Here is a 19,914-nt window from a genome sequence, read left to right on the forward strand (position 1 = left end):
TGCGGGGAACGGAGAAGGGGAACGGAGGGCCGGCTTCAGCTGTCGGAGCCGGTCGGCTTCCAGCGGAAGATGCGGCGCTCGGCGAAGGTCAGCAGCCCTTCGGCGACGAGGGCGACGACCGCGAGGATGACCATCGCGGCATAGACACCGGCGGCGTTGAAGGTGTTCTGCGACTGCGCGACGAGCAGGCCGATGCCCTTGGTCGCGCCGATGTACTCGCCGACGATGGCTCCGATGAGTGCGAAGCCGAAGCTGACGTGGAGGCTGGTGAAGATCCAGGAGGTGGCGGACGGGACGACCACCTGAAGCGTCACCCGGCGGTCGCTCGCGCCCAGGATGCGGGCGTTGGCGACCAGGTTCCGGTCCACCTCGCGGGCCCCCTGGAAGGCGTTGAAGAAGACGGGGAAGAACACGAGCACCACGGCCGAGGCGACCTTGGAGGACGGCCCGAGCCCGAACCAGATCAGGAAGATGGGCGCGAGGACGATCCTGGGGATCGAGTTGAGCACCTTGATGTACGGACCAAGCACTTCGGCGAGCAACCTGATCCGCCCGAGCGCGATACCGAGGAGCACACCCGCGACCACGCCGATGCCCCAGCCGAGCAGCGCCTCGTAGAGCGTGTACCAGATCTGTTCGCCCAGAGAGCCGAGCGCCGTACCGTGCGTCATCCAGGTCCAGATCTGGTCCCAGATCTTCGAGGGCATCGAGAAGTTGAACGGATCGATGATCTCCGCGCGGGAGAGCACCTCCCACAGACCGAGGACGACCACCAGGAGCAGCACACGCGCGGCGTTCACCAGGACCTTGCGGCGGCGGGCCGCCTGGGCGCGGGTCTGGGCGCGATCGGGGGTCTTGACCGTGTCGACGACCGGGGTGCTGAGAACCTCAGGCGACATGAGCGGCACCCCTCTCACGAGTGATGCGGACCTCTTCGCCCAGGGACTCCCAGATCTCGCGGTAGATCTCGATGAACCGCGGTTCCAGACGCACCGACTCGACCTTGCGCGGCCGGGGCAGATCGATCGTGAAGACATGCTTCACGGTCGCGGGGCCGGCGGTCATCACGACGACCCTGTCGGCCAGCGCGATGGACTCCTCCAGGTCGTGGGTGACGAAGACGACGGAGGCGCCGGTGCCCTCCCACAGCTCCAGCAGCTCGTCCGACATCAGCGCCCGGGTCTGCACGTCGAGCGCGGAGAACGGCTCGTCCATCAGCAGGATCTCGGGGTCGTTGACGAAGGTGGCGGCGAGGGCGACACGCTTGCGCTGACCGCCGGACAGCTGGTGCGGGTAGCGGTCCTCGAAGGCGGCGAGCCCGACCCGGGCCAGCCACTCGCGGGCCTTCTCTTTCGCTTCGGCCTTGGGCACGCCCCGGAACCGGGGGCCCGCCATGACGTTCGACAGCACCGTGCGCCAGGGGAAGGTGGCGTCCTGCTGGAAGACGAAACCGACCTTGTCGCCGACGCCCTCGACCGGCTCACCGGCCACCAGCACCTCGCCCTCGGAGGGCTCCTCCAGGCCGCTGACCAGGGTCAGCGTGGTGGACTTGCCGCAGCCGGTCGGTCCTACGACGGCCACGAACTCGCCGCGCTCCACGGTGAGGTCCAGGCCGCGCACGGCCGTGTGCAGTCCCCCTGACGGGGTCCTGAAGGTCTTGCTCGCGCCCCGCAGCTCGATGGCGGGGCTGGTGTGTGCGCTCATGGCCCGGGACGGTAGGTGTGGCCCCTGCCACAGCAGCAGTCTTGTGAGCACAAGCCGTTCTTTTGCTCGCAAGGACCTGTTGTGCTCGTTTTGCTCGCGTTAGAACTGCGGAGCCGAAACACGGGCTTAACGCTCGTCGGCCTCGAAGGGAAGGCCTGATGATTGACGTCCTGGTGGTCGACGACGACTTCCGCGTCGCTGAGATAAACGCGAAGTACGTGGGAAAGGTTCCCGGGTTCCGGGTGGCCGCCCGCGCGCACAGCGCCGCCCAGGCCCTGGCCGCCGTCGAACGCGGCGGCATCGACCTGGTCCTGCTCGACCACTACCTGCCGGACCGGACCGGCCTCGAACTGGTCCATTCCATGCGGGAGCAGGGCCACGGCACCGACGTCATCATGATCACCGCGGCCAGTGACGTGACGACCGTCCAGCAGGCGATGCGTCTCGGCGCCCTGCACTACCTGGTCAAACCGTTCACCTTCGCCGCACTGCGCTCCCGGCTCGATTCCTACGCCGCGCTGCGCCGCACCGTCGACCGGGTGGGCGGCCGGGGCCTGACGGGCCAGGAACAGGTCGACCGGATCTTCGGCGCCCTGCGGACGGCCCCCGCCCCGTCCGCACCGGGCCTGCCCAGCGGCCACTCGGAACCCACGACGGACCTGATCTGCGGTGTCCTGCACCACTCCGAGCATCCGTTGTCGGCCCACGAGGTGGCCGCCCGCACGGGCCTGAGCCGGTCCACGGCGCAGCGCTACCTCCGCCACCTGGAACAGGCGGGCCGCCTGCGCCTCTCCCTCAAGTACGGCGACACCGGCCGGCCGGAGCACCGGTACGCCTGGGTGGCACCCTAACCCTCCCGCGTCCCGCGTGGCCGGACGCCGCTCTACACGGCTCCGGCGCCGGTCAGCGACCGGACCTCGGTCTCGGCGTACTTGGCCTCGTCCGCGACCTCGTCCGAGGTGACCGTGCCCAGCCAGCCGGCCAGGAATCCGAGCGGGATGGAGACGATCCCCGGGTTCTGCAACGGGAAGTACTGGAAGTCCACGCCCGGGAACAGCGAGCCGGGGCTGCCGGACACCACCGGGGACAGCAGCACGAGCCCGAGCGCAGGGAGCAGCCCGCCGTAGACCGACCACACCGCACCACGCGTGGTGAAGTGTCGCCAGAACAGGGAATACAACAGCACCGGCAGGTTGGCCGACGCGGCGACCGCGAAAGCGAGCCCGACCAGGAAGGCGACGTTCAGATCGCGCGCCAGCAGTCCGAGCGCGATCGCGACGACGCCGATACCGACCGCCGCGAACCGGGCCACCGCCACCTCGCTGCGCGCCTTGCCGCGCCGTCGCCGCAGCGACGCGTACAGGTCGTGCGCCACCGAGGCGGACGAGGCCAGCGTGATGCCGGCGACGACCGCGAGGATCGTGGCGAAGGCGACCGCGGCGACGACCGCGAACAGAACCGTTCCCCCCGTGGAACCCGTGCCGCCGCCGAGGTCGAGGGCGAGCAGGGGCATCGCGGTGTTCCCCGCCGCGTTCGAACTCCGCAGGGCCTCCGGTCCCACGACGGCCGCCGCCCCGAACCCGAGGACGATCGTCATCAGGTAGAAGCCGCCGATCAGACCGATGGACCACACCGTCGAGCGCCGCGCGGCCCGGGCGGTGGGGACGGTGTAGAAGCGGGACAGGATGTGCGGCAGGCCTGCCGTCCCCAGCACCAGCGCCAGCCCGAGGCTGATGAAGTCCAGCCGGGCGGTCCAGCTCCCGCCGTACTTGAGGCCCGGCGCGAGGAACGCCTTCCCCTCACCGCTGCGCTCGGCCGCCATGACCAGCAACCGGTCGAAGTCGCCGTGGAAACGCAGCAGGACGAGGACGGTCAGCACGACCGTCCCGCTGAGCAGCAGGACCGCCTTCACGATCTGGATCCAGGTGGTGGCCCGCATTCCCCCCAGCGTCACGTAGACCACCATGAGCGCCCCGACCCCGATGACCGTCCAGGACTGGGCCGCACCGCCCGTCCGGCCCAGCAACAACGCCACCAGGCTGCCCGCGCCGACCATTTGCGCCACCAGGTACATGACGGAGACCGCGACCGAGGAAGTTCCCGCCGCGATCCGCACGGGGCGTTCACGCATCCGTGCGGCCACCACGTCGGCCAGCGTGAACCGTCCGCAGTTTCGCACCAGTTCGGCCACCAGGAACAGCACGACCAGCCACGCCACGAGGAAGCCCACGACGTACAGCAGCCCGTCGTAGCCGTACAGCGCGATGAGCCCCGTCACCCCGAGGAAGGATGCCGCCGACATGTAGTCGCCCGCGACGGCAAAACCATTCTCCATCGGGGAGAACAGCCGCCCACCAGCGTAGAACTCCTCCGCCGAACCCTGCCGCCTGCGGCTCACCCACGTGGTGATCCCGAGGGTGACGGCCACGAAACCGCTGAACAGCAGCAGCGCCAGCGTCTGATGGCCTCCGGTCACGAGGCACCTCCCTGCACACCGCGCGCCAGCTCCTGGGTGTCCCAGCGCAGCTCCAGCGCCGCCCGGTCCCGACACAGCCGCGCGTGCCGCGCGTAGGCCCACGTGAGCAGGAACGTGGTGAGGAACTGCCCGAGCCCCGCGAGCATGCCCACGTTCACCGCCCCCACCACGGGCCGGGCCATGAGTCCGGGCGCGGCCGTCGCCGCGACCACGTACGCCACGTACCAGACCAGGAAGGCGACCACGCCCGGCACCACGAACCGCCGGTACCTCCCGCGCACCTCCTGGAAGGCCGCGCTGCCCTGCACCTCGACGTACACGTCGCCTGCCCGCAGCGCCGAAGCGCTCTGCTCCCCCCGAGCCGGGGGCACGGCCGGCCCCGGCATGCCCGGGCCGTCCAGTTCACCCCAGCCGGACGCCAGCGCGTCGTACCAGGGATCTTCGTACCTCACGTCGCGTGCGGGCGCTCCGTGGTCTTCCCCGCGCTCGGCCGGGCTCTCGGGACCGTCCCCTGCTCCGCCGGAACGATCGTTGCTTGACTGCATGCCCAAGGATGGACAGATCGGGAACATCCCCGACTCTTCTTCCCGAGCAAATCACCCCATCTAGTGATTCACCCCGCAGGAGGCCGCACCAGGCCCTTGCCGTAGGCGTAACGCACCGCCTGCGCCCGGTCCTTGAGGCCGGCCTTGGCGAAGAGGTTGTTGATGTGTGTCTTCACGGTCGCGGTGGAGACGTGCAGCGCGCGGGCGATCTCCTGGTTGGAGAGGCCCTCGGCGATCAACACCAGCACCTCGGTCTCCCGGGCCGTCAGCCCGTCGGGCGGCTCCGCGGCGGCCGGTTCGGACGCCGGCGGCTCGGGCCGCGAAAGCCGCTCCAGCAGACGGCGCTGCACACTCGGCGACAGACCCGCGTCCCCTGACAGCACGCTCTCCACGGCCCGCACGATCTCGTCGCCGCCCGCGTCCTTGGTCAGATAGCCGCGGGCGCCGGCCCGCAGCGCGGGGAACAGCGACTCGTCGTCCCCGAACGTGGTGAGCACGACGACCTGCGTACCGGGGTACTGCGCCCGGATCCGCCGCGTGGCCTCCACCCCGTCGCACCGGGGCATCCGGAGATCCATCAGGACGACGTCCGGGGCCAGTTCGCCGACCAGCCGTACCGCCTCCTCGCCGTCCCCGGCGGCACCCACGACCTCCAGGCCCGGCAGCAGCCCGAGCAGCATCACGATGCCCTCCCGCACCACGGTCTGGTCGTCGGCGACCACCACCCGTGCGGGCTTCTTCTCCCCCTCATCTCCCGTCATACGGGCACCTTCAGCGTCACCACGAACCCTTCGTCGTCCGGCCGCGCGTCCAGCGAACCGCCCAGCAGCTCGGCGCGCTCCCGCATACCCAGCAGACCGTACCCGCCGCCGGTGCCCGCGAGTTCGTCCGTCCGACCCCCTGAGTCCCTGACATTCAGCGTGACTTCGTGGGCGCCGTAGTCGAGTCGCAGGTGCACCTTGGCGCCCTGGGCGTGCTTACGGACGTTCGTCAAAGCCTCCTGCGCGACCCGGCGCACGGCCTGGGACGCCTCGGCCGGCAGAGCCCTGCGCTCACCCGTGACGGTGACCGCCGCGCCGTCGGCCGTGCTGACGAGCTCGGCGAGGAAGTCCTCCAGCGGAGTCAGGTCACCCCGCAGCGCGGACAGAGCCTGCCGGGTCTCCGCCAGGCCGTCGCGAGCCATGCCCCGTGCCGCCACCACCCGCTCGAGGATCTGCTCCCGTTCGGCGCCCCGCTCGATCAGCAGACGGGCCGCCTCCAGGTGTACGAGCTGCGCCGACAGGCTGTGGGCGAGCACGTCATGGATCTCCCGCGCGATCCGCGAGCGTTCGTTCAGCGCTGCCGACTCGGCCTCGGCCGCCCGGGCGGCACGCTCCTGCGCGAGCAGTCGCTGTGCGTTGCCCCGGGCCTCCGCGTCCAGACGCAGCACATACCCTGCGAGCGCCATGCCCACCACAGTGACGGCCGTGGTCAGCCAGGCGTCGGTGTCGAACACGGAATACGAGGCCAGGGCCACCGCCGCCACCGGCGTGGCCACCGCGAGCGGAAGTCTCTCCAGAGCGCTGACCGCGCAGCCGCACCAGATCACGAGGGCCGGCACCGCGAATCCGGTGGCCTGGGCGGCCACCGCGATGGCCAGAAGCACGGCCGTGAGCGCGAGGGAGGGTGCCAGCCGGTGGGCGTAGGTCGTCCGGAAGAACGCCCAGGCGACGAACCCGGCGCCGACGACCCCGGCCGCCGCCGCCAGTGCTCCCCAGATCCCGATGTGCTGGTGATGGAACGCGCCCCACAGGAGGGTGCCGAGCACCAGGGTCCGGACGGCCCAGGCGAGCATGCGCCGGGGCCGGGTGGTTCCCGCGCGGCCGAGCGCTTCGCGAGACGGCCAGCTTGTCCATGCGTCCCCGCTCACACGTGCTCCTTCCACGCCGGCCTCCTTTCGTCACCGTACGCCGGGGCGGGGCGGCTCATGTCGTCGAGCGACTGCGCCTGCCAGGCCAGCATTCCGCCGCGGACGAGCAGGGTCCCGGCGAGGCCGAGCATCAGGGCGGCGCTGTCCTGGTGCACGCCGAGCGCGGAACCGACGGCGAAGACACCGACCCGCAGAGCGATGCCCACACCCCATACCGCGACGCTCGCCTTGGTGCTCCTGGTCCAGACGGCACCGTCCTGAGCCGTCCAGACCCGGGTGGTCCAGGCCCAGCCGGCGCCGGTGGCCAGGCCTATGAGCAGCTCCACCGCGAGCAGCACGGCGGCTTCCGCGCGGTGGTGGCCGTCGAGGACACCGGGGTCGCGCAACGCGACGACGCCGAGGATCACCGGCAGCAGCCACCAGCGTCGATCCGTGTCGATCGCGCGGGCACGGAACTGCCGAGCGATCACGACCGCGGCGACGGCGACGATCACCAGCGCGTTGACGAGCCCGGGCATCAGAGCCTCCGTGAGCGAGAAGGTCATGCCGGGAGCGAGCGCTGCCGACGCCTTCGAAGTTACGGAAGTCCGCAGGTCAGGGGATCGGAGCGGGGGTGGATCGCGGGTGGAACCGCAGTGGGCTCTCTCTCCACCCACGGGTGGAGACAGGCGAGGGTTGGGGTGCGCGTCGACGGTGCGGACCGCGTCCCAGCGGCGCCGAGTCGTGTGGACCGTACCGGTCCCGGGCCTGCTGCCGGTCCTGTGCGCTCATGCGGGTCCCGGGTCCCGGGTCCCGGGCGCCGGCGCAGGTCCCGGTCCCTGCCGCGAGTCCCAGGTGCTGGTGCGGGTCCCTGCCGCGGCGACCCGGCCGGTCACCGTCGGCCCAGGACGGAGCCGGGCGCCCGGCCTGGTCCTCCGGCGAGCGGTCCCCACCCGGTGAGGCGGCCCCGAGAGAGCACACCGGTGCGCGCCCGCAGGTCGGCCGCCCCGTTGACGGGGCGGCCGACCTGCATAAACCCGGGCCCAAGCCGGGCGCAGCGGCTAGGCGTCGATGCGCGACCGGTCCAGCGTCGCCGCGGAGCCGGAGATGAACTCCTTGCGCGGCGCCACGTCGTTGCCCATGAGCAGGTCGAAGACCTGCTCGGCGGCCTCCAGGTCGGAGAGGTTGATCCGACGCAGCGTGCGGTGGCGGGGATCCATCGTGGTCTCGGCCAGCTGGTCGGCGTCCATCTCGCCCAGACCCTTGTAGCGCTGGATGGAGTCCTTGTACCGGACGCCCTTGCTCCGGAACTCCATGAGCGTGTCCCGCAGCTCGCGGTCCGAGTACGTGTAGACGTACTTGTCCTGACCCTTCTTGGGCTGGATCAGCTCGATGCGGTGCAGCGGGGGCACCGCGGCGAAGACCCGGCCCGCCTCGACCATCGGCCGCATGTAGCGCTGGAACAGCGTGAGCAGCAGGCAGCGGATGTGGGAGCCGTCCACATCGGCGTCGGTCATCATGATGATCTTGCCGTAGCGGGCCTGCTCGATGTCGAACGTACGGCCCGAGCCGGCTCCTATGACCTGGATGATCGCGCCGCACTCGGCGTTCTTGAGCATGTCGGTCACCGACGAACGCTGCACGTTGAGGATCTTGCCGCGGATCGGCAGCAGTGCCTGGAACTCGGAGTTCCGCGCCAGCTTGGCCGTACCGAGCGCGGAGTCACCCTCGACGATGAACAGCTCGCTGCGGTCGACGTCGTCGCTGCGGCAGTCGGCGAGTTTCGCCGGCAGGGACGAGGACTCCAGGGCGGTCTTCCGTCGCTGGGCGTCCTTGTGCTGGCGGGCCGCCACACGGGTGCGGGCGGCCGCGACCACCTTCTCCATGACGACCCGGGCCTGGGCGGCGGCGTCACGCTTGGTGGACGTCAGGAACGCCTTGAGTTCCTTGGTGATCACGTTGAACACGATCCGACGGGCCGCAGAGGTACCGAGCACCTCCTTGGTCTGACCCTCGAACTGCGGTTCGGCCAGGCGCACGGTGACCACCGCGGTCAGGCCTTCGAGGGCGTCGTCCTTGGCGATGTCGTCCTCGGCCACACGCAGCAGCTTCTTGGCGCGTACCGCCTCGAGCAGCGTCTTGGTGACGGCTTGCTCGAAACCGGCGACGTGGGTGCCGCCCTTGGGCGTGGCGATGATGTTGACGAACGAGCGCAGGGTGGTGTCGTAGCCCGTGCCCCAGCGCATCGCGACGTCCACGCCCAGCTCGCGGGTGACCTCGGTGGGGGTCATCTGGCCGTGCTCGTCCAGGACCGGGACCGTCTCCTTGAAGCTGCCCTGCCCGGAGAAGCGGAGGATGTCGCAGACCGGCTTGTCGCTGGCGAGGTACTCGCAGAACTCGCTGATGCCGCCGTCGAAGCGGAAGGACTCCTCGCCCTTGCTGCCGCCCTCGCCGAGGCCGTACTCGTCACGGACGACGATCGTCAGGCCCGGCACCAGGAACGCGGTCTGCCGCGCGCGCTGGTGCAGCGTCTCCAGGGAGAGCTTGGCGTCCTTGAGGAAGATCTGCCGGTCGGCCCAGTACCGCACGCGCGTGCCCACGCGGCTCTTGGGGATCTTCTTGGTCTTGACCAGCCCGCTGCCGGCCTCGAACTTGGCCTCGGCGCCGTTCCCGCGGAAGGCACCCGGCACACCGCGCCGGAAGCTGATGGCGTGGGTGTGGCCGCCACGGTCCACCTCGACGTCCAGCCGGGCGGAGAGGGCGTTGACCACGGAGGCGCCCACGCCGTGCAGACCGCCGGAGGCGGCGTAGGAGCCGCCGCCGAACTTGCCGCCGGCGTGCAGCTTGGTCATGACGACCTCGACGCCGGAGAGGCCGGTCTTGGGCTCGACGTCCACGGGGATGCCTCGGCCGTTGTCGCGCACCTCCACCGAGCCGTCGTCGTGGAGGACGACGTCGATGTGGTCGCAATAGCCGCCGAGGGCCTCGTCCACGGAGTTGTCGATGATCTCCCAGAGGCAGTGCATCAGGCCACGACTGTCGGTCGAGCCGATGTACATGCCAGGGCGCTTGCGCACGGCCTCGAGGCCCTCGAGGACGAGCAGGTGCCGCGCGGTGTAGTTGGAACCGTCCCGGTCTGCTCCTGCCAGCAGCGCTGTGGACGGCACGGACGTATCGGCGGTCACGCGGTTCGCTCCTCGCTGAATTTCAGGTGCCCCCTATTGGGCAAGGGGGCGGCTTCGGTCGCCGCACAGAGGGTACCGAGGCCTGGTAGAGCCGGTGTAACGCCACCCTCTTCGGAAACTCAGACTAGTCCAGGCTCGCATGCATGTTCGATCCCTCGATGGGGTGAAGTACACATCACGTTCCCTTGGAGGCATGAACCATTTAGGCTCCGGGCACGTCCTCATGAACAACCGGCAACCCAGCCGGGAGGACTGAGACACTAGACAGCGCGAACCCGTAAGCACCTAAGACACGCAATACGGCACATTCGCCGCCAACCGGCAGCAGACAGCCGCCCCGAAAGATTTTTTCGAGGAAAAGCCACGAGCGGGAACGTTTTCGGGCTGGTTGGATGTTGACCCTGGTACGACAGCTCGTCGAGCTAGAGAAGAGGCGACGTGACTACTGTTCTGACCCCCGCGAGCCCGTTGACGGCCGCCGATCGCTGCGACCGCTGCGGCGCCCAGGCATACCTGCGCGTCGTCTTGCTCAGCGGCGGAGAACTGCTCTTCTGCGCCCACCACGGTCGCAAGTTCGAGCCGGAACTCAAGAAGATCGCCGCTGAGATACAGGACGAGACGGAGCGGCTGACCTCCGCTCCCGGCAACGCCGCCGAAGAAGAGCGCTGAATCTCGCACACCCGACGAGCCAGCCCCGGCACAGGCCGGTGAACGGGCGGTCGCTCCCCACCAGGAGCGACCGCCCGTGCTCATACCCGTATGCAGGGCCTCAGGAGCCCGTGTGGGCCCCTCCCGGTCCGCCCGCGCGCAGCCGCAGCGCCCTGACGATCTCCGAGACGCGGGTGTAGACGCCGGGATTGCCCGGCCTCCCGCACCCGCTCCCCCAGGACACGAGCCCGATCAGCCGGCCTCCGGCCACCAGCGGGCCGCCGCTGTCGCCCTGGCAGGCGTCAGGGCCTCCGGTGGCCTCTCCGGCGCACAGCATGGTGCCGGCCCGGTAGGTGCCGTCGAAGCCGCCCGGATAGGCGCGGGCGCACTGATCGTCCGGCAGTACGCTCACCCGTGCGGCGTGGAGCCGGCGCGGATAGGCACCCCCGCCGGTCGTGTCCCCCCATCCGGAGACGAGGGCCCGTGTGCCCGGCGTGTACGCGGCGTCGCCCGGCCCCGCCATGGCGACGACCGCGCTCCGGGGCAGCGCCTCGGCGAGAGTGAGGACGGCGAAGTCTCCGGAGTTGGTCGAGGCCTGGTAACCGGGGTTCACCCAGACGTCCCGTACGGCGACCTCCTGGCCCTCCCCCGACAGCAGGTCCGTACGACCCGCGATGACCCTGAGATCGCCCACCCGGTCGGGAGGGTCGCCGAGGACGTCCTCCGCCATGCAGTGGGCCGCGGTGACGACCATGGTCCGCGCGATCGCGACACCGCCGCAGAACTGCCCCGCCCGCGTACCCCCGAATCGGTCACGGCTGGCCACCGCCACCGTCCACGGGGCCTGGGAGACATCAATCGGGAACCCTCCGACCACCACGCTGTCGGCGGCGGCCGGGGCGGCGCCCACCAGGGGTATGGCGGCCATCGTGGCCGCCAGGGCCAGCGGCCGGATCAGTGCCCGGGCAACGAGACGACGCATGCAGGCTCCTCACTCTGCGCTCCTACTGGACACCCAGAGTCATCCAGGGAGCCGTCGCGCGCAGCACGAGGCGCCCACCCGCGCAGCACGGCGAAGGCCCGGCTCCCATGAGGGAGCCGGGCCTTCGCCGTCGTACGACCTGAACCAGTCGACCGGACTAGTCGAGGTAGTCGCGCAGCACCTGCGAACGCGACGGGTGGCGCAGCTTCGACATCGTCTTGGACTCGATCTGCCGGATGCGCTCTCGCGTCACGCCGTAGACCTTGCCGATCTCGTCGAGGGTCTTCGGCTGACCGTCGGTGAGACCGAACCGCATGGAGACGACGCCGGCCTCGCGCTCGGACAGGGTGTCCAGAACGGAGTGCAGCTGCTCCTGCAAGAGCGTGAAGCTGACGGCATCGGCGGGGACGACGGCCTCGGAGTCCTCGATGAGGTCACCGAACTCGCTGTCGCCGTCCTCACCCAGGGGGGTGTGCAGCGAGATGGGCTCGCGGCCGTACTTCTGGACCTCGATGACCTTTTCCGGGGTCATGTCGAGCTCCTTCGCCAGCTCCTCCGGGGTGGGCTCGCGGCCCAGGTCCTGGAGCATCTGGCGCTGCACGCGCGCGAGCTTGTTGATGACCTCGACCATGTGCACCGGGATACGGATGGTGCGGGCCTGGTCGGCCATGGCGCGGGTGATCGCCTGACGGATCCACCAGGTGGCGTACGTGGAGAACTTGTAGCCCTTGGTGTAGTCGAACTTCTCGACCGCGCGGATCAGGCCGAGGTTGCCCTCCTGGATGAGGTCCAGGAAGAGCATGCCGCGGCCGGTGTAGCGCTTGGCCAGCGAGACCACCAGACGGAGGTTGGCCTCCAGGAGGTGGTTCTTGGCGCGGCGGCCGTCCTCGGCGATGATCTCCAGCTCGCGCTTGAGCTTGGGGGCGAGCTTGTCGGCGTTGGCCAGCTTGTCCTCGGCGAACAGACCCGCCTCGATGCGCTTGGCCAGTTCCACCTCCTGCTCGGCGTTGAGCAGGGGGACCTTGCCGATCTGCTTCAGGTAGTCCTTGACCGGGTCGGCGGTGGCACCGGCCGCGGCGACCTGCTGGGCCGGAGCGTCGTCCTCGTCCTCGTCGGACAGGACGAAGCCCGCGTTCTCCGTGCCCTCGGGCTCGTCGGTAGCGGCCTTGGTGTCCTCGAGGACCTCTTCCTCGAGGACCTCGCCGTCGTCCTTCTTGCCTGCCGTCGTCTTCTTCGCGGCCGTCTTCTTCGCGACGGTCTTCTTGGCGGCGGTCTTCTTGGTGGCCGTCGCCTTCTTGGCCGCGGCCTTCTTGGCGGGTGCGGCTTCCTCGTCGGGGTCGACGGCCGGCGGGTCCGCGGGCGTGGCGGGGGCAGCTGTGGCGGTGGCCTTCCTCGTGGTCACCGTCTTCGCCGCGACCGTCTTGGTGGCGGTGCGCTTCGCCGGGCTCTTCGCTGCGACGCTCTTTCGGGTGCGCTTGGGCTCTGCGGCACTGACCATCAGCGTCACACCCTCTTCCTCAAGAATCTGGTTGAGGCTGCGCAGTACGTTCTTCCACTGAGTGGCCGGAATCTGGTCAGCTTCGAAGGCCCGACGCACATCGTCGCCGGCGATCTGCCCCTCAGCCTTTCCCCGCTCAATGAGCGCCATGACAGAGACGGACTCGGCGATCTCCGGCGGGAGCGTACGGGATGTGCTGGCCGACACGAACAACCTCTCGGAACGTTGGAAAACGGCTTCCGGCCCCGTCCACTGCGGACGGGAGCCGACCACCGGCCTGGGGATGGGCCGACGGCGCGGGCGGGGGCCGGGAAGATGCACAGCGCCTGTCATGGCGTCCGTATTCCCTCCGCGGCTGTCACCTCTTAGGTCATCGCGCTGTTTCCACGAGCGTTACGCCCAATCTTCGTGGCCCGAGTCACACCCCGTAAGCGGTCAAAAACGGTCAGATAATGACATATGGATCATCCCCGGCTTCGTTCCCGGTTGTCCTCACCACCATGGTGCGCCTTCAGGAACGCGACCCTCGCGTCACCGGACAGCGCTGGACCCCGCCGGATCCCGCCGGACCCCACCGGCTCCAGAAGGATCCGGTGGGGTCCGGCGACGGCGGAGACCAGGGCTCCCGGGTCGCGCGGACCGACCCGGCGCGCCACGAGGACCGCGACGGCGCCGCACACCCGCGGCCGCACCGACTCGACGCGGATCAGTGCTCGCGCGGTGCGGGAACGACGCGCTCCACCTCGGGGTGGGTCGTCAGCAACTGACGCATGGCAGCCTCCGCCGCCGCACCGTCGGCGGTTCCGAGGGCGTCGACGATCCGCGCGTGCTGCGCGAGGGACGCCTCGTTCGGGCGGTCACAGCCCGTGACCGGGCCGCCGGAGACCTGGAGGGCCGCCGAGACGATGCCGGACAGGTGCTCCAGCATGCGGTTGCCGGCGATCTGGATGAGGAGTCCGTGGAACTCGTTGTCGGCGCGCGAGTAGGTCAGCGCGTCGCCCTGCGCCATGGCGTGACTCATGATCTCGACCATGTCGCAGAGGCGCTGCTGCACCTCCTCGCGCCCGTGGCCCGCGGCGAGGCGCGCCGCCAGCGGCTCGATCGTCCAGCGCAGTTCGCTCAGCTCCCGGCGCTGGTCGTCGCGCTGCGGCCCGAAGGCCCGCCACTCGATGATGTCCGGGTCGAGGAGGTTCCAGTCGCTGACGGGACGCACGCGCGTGCCGACATTGGGCCGGGCACTGACCAGCCCCTTGGCCTCGAGGACACGGAGCGACTCACGGACGACGGTGCGGGAGACCTCGAAGCGCTGGCCGATCTCCTCGGGCACCAGCGGGCGGTCCGCGCCCAGGTCACCGGAGACGATCATCTGTCCCAGCTGCTGAACGAGTTGGCCGTGGAGCCCGCGGCCACGGCTGCCGGCGGCCCGCCGGCCGACGCGGCCCAGATCCGGATCCGTGCCCTCCCAGGAGGGCGCGCCGACGCGATCGGTCACCGGCGCGTCGGTGTACGGGTAGCGGTCGAGATCGCCCGGGCCTGCCAGACCTGAGTCGGCGTTGCGGGCGGCGGTCATCATGGTGTGCGCAAGGGTACTCACGGATCCTTTGTCGGCGTCGTCTCCAACTCCCTTGAGGTCTTTGGTGAAAAGCACACGAAAGGGTGATCGCTCACCCCGTCGCAATTGACGCCTTATCGGAAAGAAATGGGCTTTCGGTGAGGAGTTGTGCGCACATAGGGTCCTGAAACGCACGGGCGATCGTCATCGGACCCTGGTGCGCAGCGCGGTACGCAGATACGCGCAGAGCAGTGCCGCCAGCGACAACATCAGTGCTCCGCCCATCGGTTGAGCGAACATCCGCAGAGCGGCGACCAGGTAGCGCTCTCCTCCGAAGGGCCACTGCAAGAGCAGAAGTTCACGCATCCGCATCGGTAGCCCGGCCGCCATCCGCGCACCCGAGCCCTGGAGCGCCCTGTGCACGAGCGGTACGAGGAGGACGGGTACGGCGAGCACGGCGGCCAGACCGGCCGAGGTGGAGCGGAACACACCGGCCGCCAGCACACCGGCCCACGCGCAGCCGAGGACGAGCGTGAACCAACTCGCGGTCAGGGAGAGCCAGTCCGCGGGAACTTGTGCCAGCTCCCGTCCGTAGAGGAGATAGAGCACTTCGGCGTTGCAGCCCACCGTGATGAAGGCCAGCAGCAGTGCGGTGGCTCCGGAGACGAGCAGTTTCGCGGTGAGCAGCCCCAGCCGGCGGGGCACGGTGCCGCGGTCCGCCGCCAGGGCGGGGTGGCGGAACTCGTCCCCGAAGGCCAGCGCGCCGAGCAGGCCCGCCGCGAGCGCCGCGGGCGGCAGTGGCAGCTCTCGCGGCCACGCGGCGAACAGCCGCTCCTGCGGTGTGTGCCCGATCCGGGCCAGCACGACGGCGGTCAGCACGGACACCACCAGCGCGGCACCGCAGGTGAGGAAGCCGGTGCCGATTCCACTGGACCGCCGGATCTCGTAGCGAAGGGGGCGGAGGGGGGCGGGGGCGGGGCGGACGGAGATCGGGGGCGGGAGGGGGGAGAGTGGGTCGGGTGCGCAGTCACCGTCTGCCGGTGAAGTGCTTGCAGGCTGCGGTTTCGTTGTGACGGGATTCCTGGCGCCGGGCAGGCGGCGAGTACGGGAGGCGGGGATGCTCGCCGACTTACCGCTCCGGTTGCCGGTCTTCGCCGCCTCCCCCTTCGTCGCCTCTTCGGGCATCGAGGTCGGAGAGTCGTCCGCGCTCGACCCGTTCGTCGCCTCGGACGACCGCCGGGTTACGACTTCGCTGACCACCTTGGTCGGGATCGCTGGCCGGCCGGCCGCGGTGGCTTCGTGCCCGGTCTTCGGCTGCCGCTCCCTCGAGGTGGAGCCCTGCCGTGCGGCGCCCTGAGCCGTTGCCGCGCTGTCCGGCGCCGGGGCACCCTCTTCCGACGCGGGCACGCCGAACGCGGGGGCGCCCGTCGGCGAGCCGGACTCCGCCGACCGCCATTCCGTCACCGGCAGGTGGAGCTCGACGGTGCTCGGCTCGGAGTTCAACAGGTCGCGTTCCGCGGTGACGGGCCCGGAGGCCGACTGAGCGCGTCCCGTGCGGCTCGGCTCGACCGCCGACGGGCCTCGCTCCGCGGAGCCACGCTCGGGCGTGTGCCGGCCGGACTCCGCCGTCGGCCACCGCACCGTCGGCAAGTCGGACTGGGTGCGCTCCCGATCCCCGGTAGGCGTCTCGTCCCCTGCGGTTCGCCGTCGCTCCCCCGCCGCGACGGCGGACTCGGTGTCGGCGGCGGTTTCCGGTGTGTCAAGGCTCGACCCGATTCGGTCCTGCTCTGCCACCGGAGTGTCCGCCGTACCTTGCTTGCGCTGCACCGACGGCGAGGCTGCCGCCGCTCGTTCGGCTGGGCCGCTGGTGCGGGTGGTTGACTTCCGACCCTCCGGTGAGGAGTCCGGCCCCGCGATGTCCCGCTGTGCCGGTCGCGTCCCGGTCGGGGGCGCCGCCTCACTCCCGTCGGATTCGGCGCCAGGTCCCATGTCACCGACCTCGTCCGCCAGTTGATGGACAAGGATGCCGTGGCGGAAGGCGGTCTCGCCGACGTCGGCCGTCGTGCTGCCGTACACCGAAAGACGGTTGCCACCCTCCCGTACGACTTCCACGGACCGGCGGGCGGTACGGGCCTCCTTGGCGAGGAGAGCCGCGAGGCGCGCCGCGTGGGGGCTGCGGACGGCCACGCGGGGACGCAGCCGGGTCCGGGCGAACGCACGGGCTTCCTGGTCGGCGACAAGCCTGCCGCCTTCCAGAGTGACGACCCGGTCCGCCGTGCGCGCGGCCTCCTTGGGGTCACTGGTGGTGAGGAGCACGGTGCCGCCCTGCCGGGCGTGGGCCCGGAGCATGCCGTGCAACCATTGCGCCTCACGGACGGAGAGGCCGTCGGTGGGAGCGTCCAGGACGAGCGTGTGCGGGTCGGGCAGCAGGGCGCAGGCCAGGCCGAGTCTGCGGTCCATGCCCTGTGACAGGGTGCCGAGGCGTTCCTCGCGAAGGCTGACGAGACCGACCACTTCCAGGACGTCGTCGGCGCGCCGTGCGGGAAGTCCCGACGCCGCGCACAGCATGCGCAGATGGCCACGGACCGAGCGGGCCGGATGCCCGGGCACGTCCCCGAGCAGCACGCCGACCTCACGTGAGGGGTGGGCGATCCGGTGCAGGGGCCGTCCCTTGAAGTAGGTGATGCCACGGCCGCCTTGAAGCTCGAGCATCAGCCTCAGCGCCGTCGTCTTACCCGCGCCGGGGCCGCCGAGGAGCACGGTGACGTGGCCGGCGCGCGCCTCGAAGGAGACGTCGTCGACGGCGGGCGGGTGCGCCTTGCGGGGGTTGCTGGTAAGTCCGAAGGCCTGGATCACCTGCAGCAAGATAGCGTGCTATGTCCGCTTTTTTGGTGTATAGCGCGGTTTGAAGCCGAGTGCCGTGCCGATCAACCCGTTCGTGTCCGCCGTTCGACGGAACCAGGCACCCTCACGCGAGGGATCTGCCCAGCGGCGCCCGAGTGACCACGCCACCGTCCGCCTCAGACCTCGGGCCGCAGCATCGGCGGGTTGAGCAGGGTGGCTCCGCCGGCGCGGAAGAGCTGCGCCGGGCGGCCGCCCTGGCGGGTGGTCGTACCTCCCGTGGGAACCAGGAAGCCAGGGGTGCCGGTGACCTTGCGGTGGAAGTTGCGCGGGTCGAGGGCCACACCCCAGACCGCCTCGTACACCCGGCGCAGCTCTCCGACGGTGAATTCGGGCGGGCAGAACGCCGTGGCCAGCGACGAGTACTCGATCTTGGACCTGGCCCGCTCCACCCCGTCGGCGAGGATCTGGTGATGGTCGAACGCGAGCGGCGCCACCGGCTCTCCGTCGCGGCCGTAACCGCCCTGCTGCAGCAGTTCCTCGACGGGTGCCCAGCGCGCGTTGCTGGCGTCTCCACCCGCGCGCGGCGCCGGCAGGTCGGGCGCGAGTGCGAGGTGCGCGACACTGACCACCCGCATGCGCGGGTCCCGCTTGGGGTCGCCGTAGGTGGCGAGCTGTTCGAGGTGGGCTCCGTTGTCCTGGGCCGGGACGGAGGGATCGTGTGCGTGCAGCCCGGTCTCCTCGGCCAGCTCGCGCGCCGCCGCCTGGGAGAGGTTCTCGTCGTCCCGTACGAAGCCGCCGGGCAGCGCCCAGCGCCCCTGGAAGGGGGGCTCGCCCCTGCGTACCGCCAGCGCGCACAGGGCATGGCGGCGCACGGTCAGCACGACCAGGTCCACGGTGACGGCGAAGGGCGGAAACGCTGACGGGTCGTAGGGCATGCGGCGATCATAGTCGTCTGCCTGACGATAAACACTCCCTTCCTGGGCTGCGTCACTGGTGGGTCCGCTTCGTTCCGTTATCCGTTCCTCTCCTTCTCACCGTTGTCCCTCCGCGCCCGCGCCGCGACTGCCGGGACGTGAGGTTTCGGTGGCCGACTGCCGCGGAGCCGGACCGGAGCCGGTCGGCCGACGCCGTCCATTCGCCGCCCCAGCCGTGCGCGGGCCGTCGCCGCCGTCAGCCGACCGCACTCGGCGGCGTCGTCGCGTACCCGTCCGCGCACTTTGCGTCGCTCCCGGCTCCTCCGCCGGATGAGCGACCGCACGCGGGGCCGGGGGGACGATTCGCGCAGGTGCGGGCCGAGCCGACTCTGTCGTATCCGACCCCGGGTGCTCGGAGGGTTCCGCCGGCGTACACCCCGGTCGTTCCGCGTGTCGTTCCGCGCCTTGGCCGCGGAGGCAGCGGCGAACGGCCTCCGGGTCGAGTCCCTCGTTGCAGGCTTGGTGCAGCAGCCGGGCGAAGAGGTAGTCGGGATCCGCGCCGAGCGCCATGGCCAGCGCCTCCCGGGCCTCCAGTTCGTCCCCCACCGACCACGCGACCCAGCCGGCAAGGGTCAGCGGTGCGGCGGCGTGCTCGCCGTAGGGGCCGACGCAGCGGCGGGCCAGGGTGCGCCAGAGCCGGAGAGCCGGCCCGGCCTCGTCGCCCTCCATCCATGCGGCCGCCCGATCGCGTGTCGTCCGGTCCTGGAGCCCGAGGACGAGCGTCGCCGCCTCGTCGTATCCGACCAGGTCGTCGTCGCGCAGGTCGGCCGGATGCGCGCCGGTGACGGGCGCCGCGGCGGCGAAGCGGCGGATGATCCGCTCGGCGAGGGCGAGGGTCTCGTCGGCGACGGCCGCACGGCTCGCCTCGTCCAGAATGCGAGGCACCAGGGACATGCCGGCCGCGTCGAGAGCGATCTCCTGCTCCAGGGCGGCGGTGGTCTCCCAGGGCTGGAGCCTCGCCCGCAGTTCCCTCAGGGTGCCGCGGACCTGGATGCCGGCGTAGGTGGCCGCGGCGGCGAGTACGGAGGTGCCGGGGAGGCCCATCGGCGAGCCGTCCTCGGGGCAGCAGCCCTTGGTCGGACAGCAGTAGCTCCAGAAGCGTCCGTCGGAGATGCACAGCGCTTCGATGACCGGCACATCGAGGTCTCCGCACTCGGTGCGCAGCCGATGGGCCAGCCCTTCGAGCCGCCGTTTGACGTCCAGACCGGATTCACCGGGAGCCGGTTCCTGACAGACGTAGGCCACCATCTGCTCGGGCCGGGCTCCGCGTCGCTCGCTGCCGATGACGAGGCCGCGGGCGAGTTGTCGGGCGGCCGCCTGCCAGTCCTCCTCGGCGGCCGGGATGCCCAGCCGGGCCCGGCCGCCGAACCTGCCCCGCCCCTCGCGGTCGTGGAGGGCCACCAGCACCATGCTGTCCTCGGGGCGGTAGCCGAGCAGGTAGGGCAGTGCGTCTGCCAGCTCCGCCGGGGTACGCAGGGTCACCTGCGTCTCGTGCGCGGACGCTGCCCCCGAGGGCTCGCGCCCCGGGATGTCGCTGCCGTCGAAGGGTCCGGTCGTTTCGCTGTGATTCGCCATGCGCAGACGATCTCGCGGAAGTGGATATTCCGGTTGATTCTGT

Annotated in this window: 16 protein-coding genes; 2 read left to right on the forward strand and 14 right to left on the reverse strand. The window is 70.6% G+C overall.

The features are described 5' to 3' along the window. Nucleotides 1-35: 35 nt before the first annotated feature. Nucleotides 36-899 (reverse strand): ABC transporter permease, encoded by an 864-nt coding sequence (locus BLW57_RS11175; protein WP_093480652.1) that lies wholly within the window; start codon nucleotides 897-899, stop codon nucleotides 36-38. Then, nucleotides 889-1,704, reverse strand: a complete 816-nt coding sequence (locus BLW57_RS11180) for an ABC transporter ATP-binding protein (protein ID WP_093474096.1) — start codon at nucleotides 1,702-1,704, stop codon at nucleotides 889-891. Before BLW57_RS11180 ends, BLW57_RS11175 begins: the two co-directional genes overlap by 11 nt. A gap of 158 nt (nucleotides 1,705-1,862) precedes the next feature. On the opposite strand from BLW57_RS11180, the gene BLW57_RS11185 reads away from it, so the two are divergent. Further along, entirely contained in the window at nucleotides 1,863-2,555 is a 693-nt protein-coding gene (locus tag BLW57_RS11185; protein ID WP_073897668.1) for a response regulator, read from the forward strand. Between the two features lie 32 nt (nucleotides 2,556-2,587). On the opposite strand, the gene BLW57_RS11190 is transcribed toward BLW57_RS11185, so the two are convergent. From BLW57_RS11190 to BLW57_RS11215, 6 genes are all read right to left on the reverse strand, one after another. Then, on the reverse strand, nucleotides 2,588-4,180 hold the full coding sequence (locus BLW57_RS11190; protein WP_093474098.1) for a solute symporter family protein: 1,593 nt from the start codon (nucleotides 4,178-4,180) through the stop codon (nucleotides 2,588-2,590). Next, entirely contained in the window at nucleotides 4,177-4,632 is a 456-nt protein-coding gene (locus tag BLW57_RS11195) for a DUF485 domain-containing protein (protein ID WP_093474100.1), read from the reverse strand. The genes BLW57_RS11190 and BLW57_RS11195 overlap by 4 nt, the downstream gene beginning before the upstream one ends. A 161-nt stretch (nucleotides 4,633-4,793) precedes the next feature. Continuing rightward, nucleotides 4,794-5,486, reverse strand: coding sequence for a response regulator transcription factor (locus BLW57_RS11200; RefSeq protein WP_093474102.1), 693 nt, complete (start codon nucleotides 5,484-5,486; stop codon nucleotides 4,794-4,796). Next, entirely contained in the window at nucleotides 5,483-6,634 is a 1,152-nt protein-coding gene (locus tag BLW57_RS11205; RefSeq protein WP_093474103.1) for a sensor histidine kinase, read from the reverse strand. The genes BLW57_RS11200 and BLW57_RS11205 overlap by 4 nt, the downstream gene beginning before the upstream one ends. Then, on the reverse strand, nucleotides 6,631-7,152 hold the full coding sequence (locus BLW57_RS11210; RefSeq protein ID WP_093480653.1) for a DUF1453 domain-containing protein: 522 nt from the start codon (nucleotides 7,150-7,152) through the stop codon (nucleotides 6,631-6,633). Before BLW57_RS11210 ends, BLW57_RS11205 begins: the two co-directional genes overlap by 4 nt. 522 nt (nucleotides 7,153-7,674) lie before the next feature. Further along, nucleotides 7,675-9,798: a DNA gyrase/topoisomerase IV subunit B gene (locus tag BLW57_RS11215; protein ID WP_093474105.1), complete on the reverse strand. Its 2,124-nt coding sequence runs from the start codon at nucleotides 9,796-9,798 to the stop codon at nucleotides 7,675-7,677. A 438-nt stretch (nucleotides 9,799-10,236) separates the two neighbouring features. On the opposite strand from BLW57_RS11215, the gene BLW57_RS11220 reads away from it, so the two are divergent. Continuing rightward, nucleotides 10,237-10,467, forward strand: coding sequence for a DUF7455 domain-containing protein (locus BLW57_RS11220; RefSeq protein ID WP_093474106.1), 231 nt, complete (start codon nucleotides 10,237-10,239; stop codon nucleotides 10,465-10,467). A 100-nt stretch (nucleotides 10,468-10,567) separates the two neighbouring features. On the opposite strand, the gene BLW57_RS11225 is transcribed toward BLW57_RS11220, so the two are convergent. The 6 genes from BLW57_RS11225 to BLW57_RS11255 all read right to left on the reverse strand — a co-directional run bounded on the left by BLW57_RS11225 (nucleotide 10,568) and on the right by BLW57_RS11255 (nucleotide 19,871). Further along, nucleotides 10,568-11,428 carry a S1 family peptidase gene (locus BLW57_RS11225; RefSeq protein ID WP_093474108.1) on the reverse strand — a complete coding sequence of 287 codons (861 nt, stop codon included), beginning with the start codon at nucleotides 11,426-11,428 and terminating at the stop codon, nucleotides 10,568-10,570. A gap of 157 nt (nucleotides 11,429-11,585) precedes the next feature. Further along, a complete protein-coding gene (locus BLW57_RS11230) occupies nucleotides 11,586-13,133 on the reverse strand; it encodes an RNA polymerase sigma factor (RefSeq protein WP_093480654.1) in 1,548 nt (515 codons plus the stop codon). A gap of 499 nt (nucleotides 13,134-13,632) precedes the next feature. Then, nucleotides 13,633-14,520: a FadR/GntR family transcriptional regulator gene (locus BLW57_RS11240; RefSeq protein WP_093474111.1), complete on the reverse strand. Its 888-nt coding sequence runs from the start codon at nucleotides 14,518-14,520 to the stop codon at nucleotides 13,633-13,635. Between the two features lie 162 nt (nucleotides 14,521-14,682). Then, nucleotides 14,683-17,343 carry an ATP-binding cassette domain-containing protein gene (locus BLW57_RS11245; RefSeq protein WP_371127787.1) on the reverse strand — a complete coding sequence of 887 codons (2,661 nt, stop codon included), beginning with the start codon at nucleotides 17,341-17,343 and terminating at the stop codon, nucleotides 14,683-14,685. Between the two features lie 155 nt (nucleotides 17,344-17,498). After that, complete coding sequence (locus BLW57_RS11250) at nucleotides 17,499-18,257, reverse strand: NUDIX hydrolase (protein ID WP_093474112.1); 759 nt, start codon at nucleotides 18,255-18,257, stop codon at nucleotides 17,499-17,501. A gap of 96 nt (nucleotides 18,258-18,353) precedes the next feature. Continuing rightward, nucleotides 18,354-19,871 carry a DUF4192 domain-containing protein gene (locus BLW57_RS11255; protein WP_093474114.1) on the reverse strand — a complete coding sequence of 506 codons (1,518 nt, stop codon included), beginning with the start codon at nucleotides 19,869-19,871 and terminating at the stop codon, nucleotides 18,354-18,356. Nucleotides 19,872-19,914 lie beyond the last annotated feature (43 nt).

It is taken from the genome of Streptomyces sp. 1222.5, assembly GCF_900105245.1.
Taxonomy (GTDB): domain Bacteria; phylum Actinomycetota; class Actinomycetes; order Streptomycetales; family Streptomycetaceae; genus Streptomyces; species Streptomyces albidocamelliae.

What these genes read in the sequence shown, in the direction of transcription:
- BLW57_RS11210 (WP_093480653.1), bottom strand. Translation starts at nt 7,152, where the DNA reads ATGCCCGGGCTCGTCAACGCGCTGGTGATCGTCGCCGTCGCCGCGGTC.
- BLW57_RS11225 (WP_093474108.1), bottom strand. Translation starts at nt 11,428, where the DNA reads ATGCGTCGTCTCGTTGCCCGGGCACTGATCCGGCCGCTGGCCCTGGCG.
- BLW57_RS11180 (WP_093474096.1), bottom strand. Translation starts at nt 1,704, where the DNA reads ATGAGCGCACACACCAGCCCCGCCATCGAGCTGCGGGGCGCGAGCAAG.
- BLW57_RS11255 (WP_093474114.1), bottom strand. Translation starts at nt 19,871, where the DNA reads ATGGCGAATCACAGCGAAACGACCGGACCCTTCGACGGCAGCGACATC.
- BLW57_RS11250 (WP_093474112.1), bottom strand. Translation starts at nt 18,257, where the DNA reads ATGCCCTACGACCCGTCAGCGTTTCCGCCCTTCGCCGTCACCGTGGAC.
- BLW57_RS11200 (WP_093474102.1), bottom strand. Translation starts at nt 5,486, where the DNA reads ATGACGGGAGATGAGGGGGAGAAGAAGCCCGCACGGGTGGTGGTCGCC.
- BLW57_RS11175 (WP_093480652.1), bottom strand. Translation starts at nt 899, where the DNA reads ATGTCGCCTGAGGTTCTCAGCACCCCGGTCGTCGACACGGTCAAGACC.
- BLW57_RS11185 (WP_073897668.1), top strand. Translation starts at nt 1,863, where the DNA reads ATGATTGACGTCCTGGTGGTCGACGACGACTTCCGCGTCGCTGAGATA.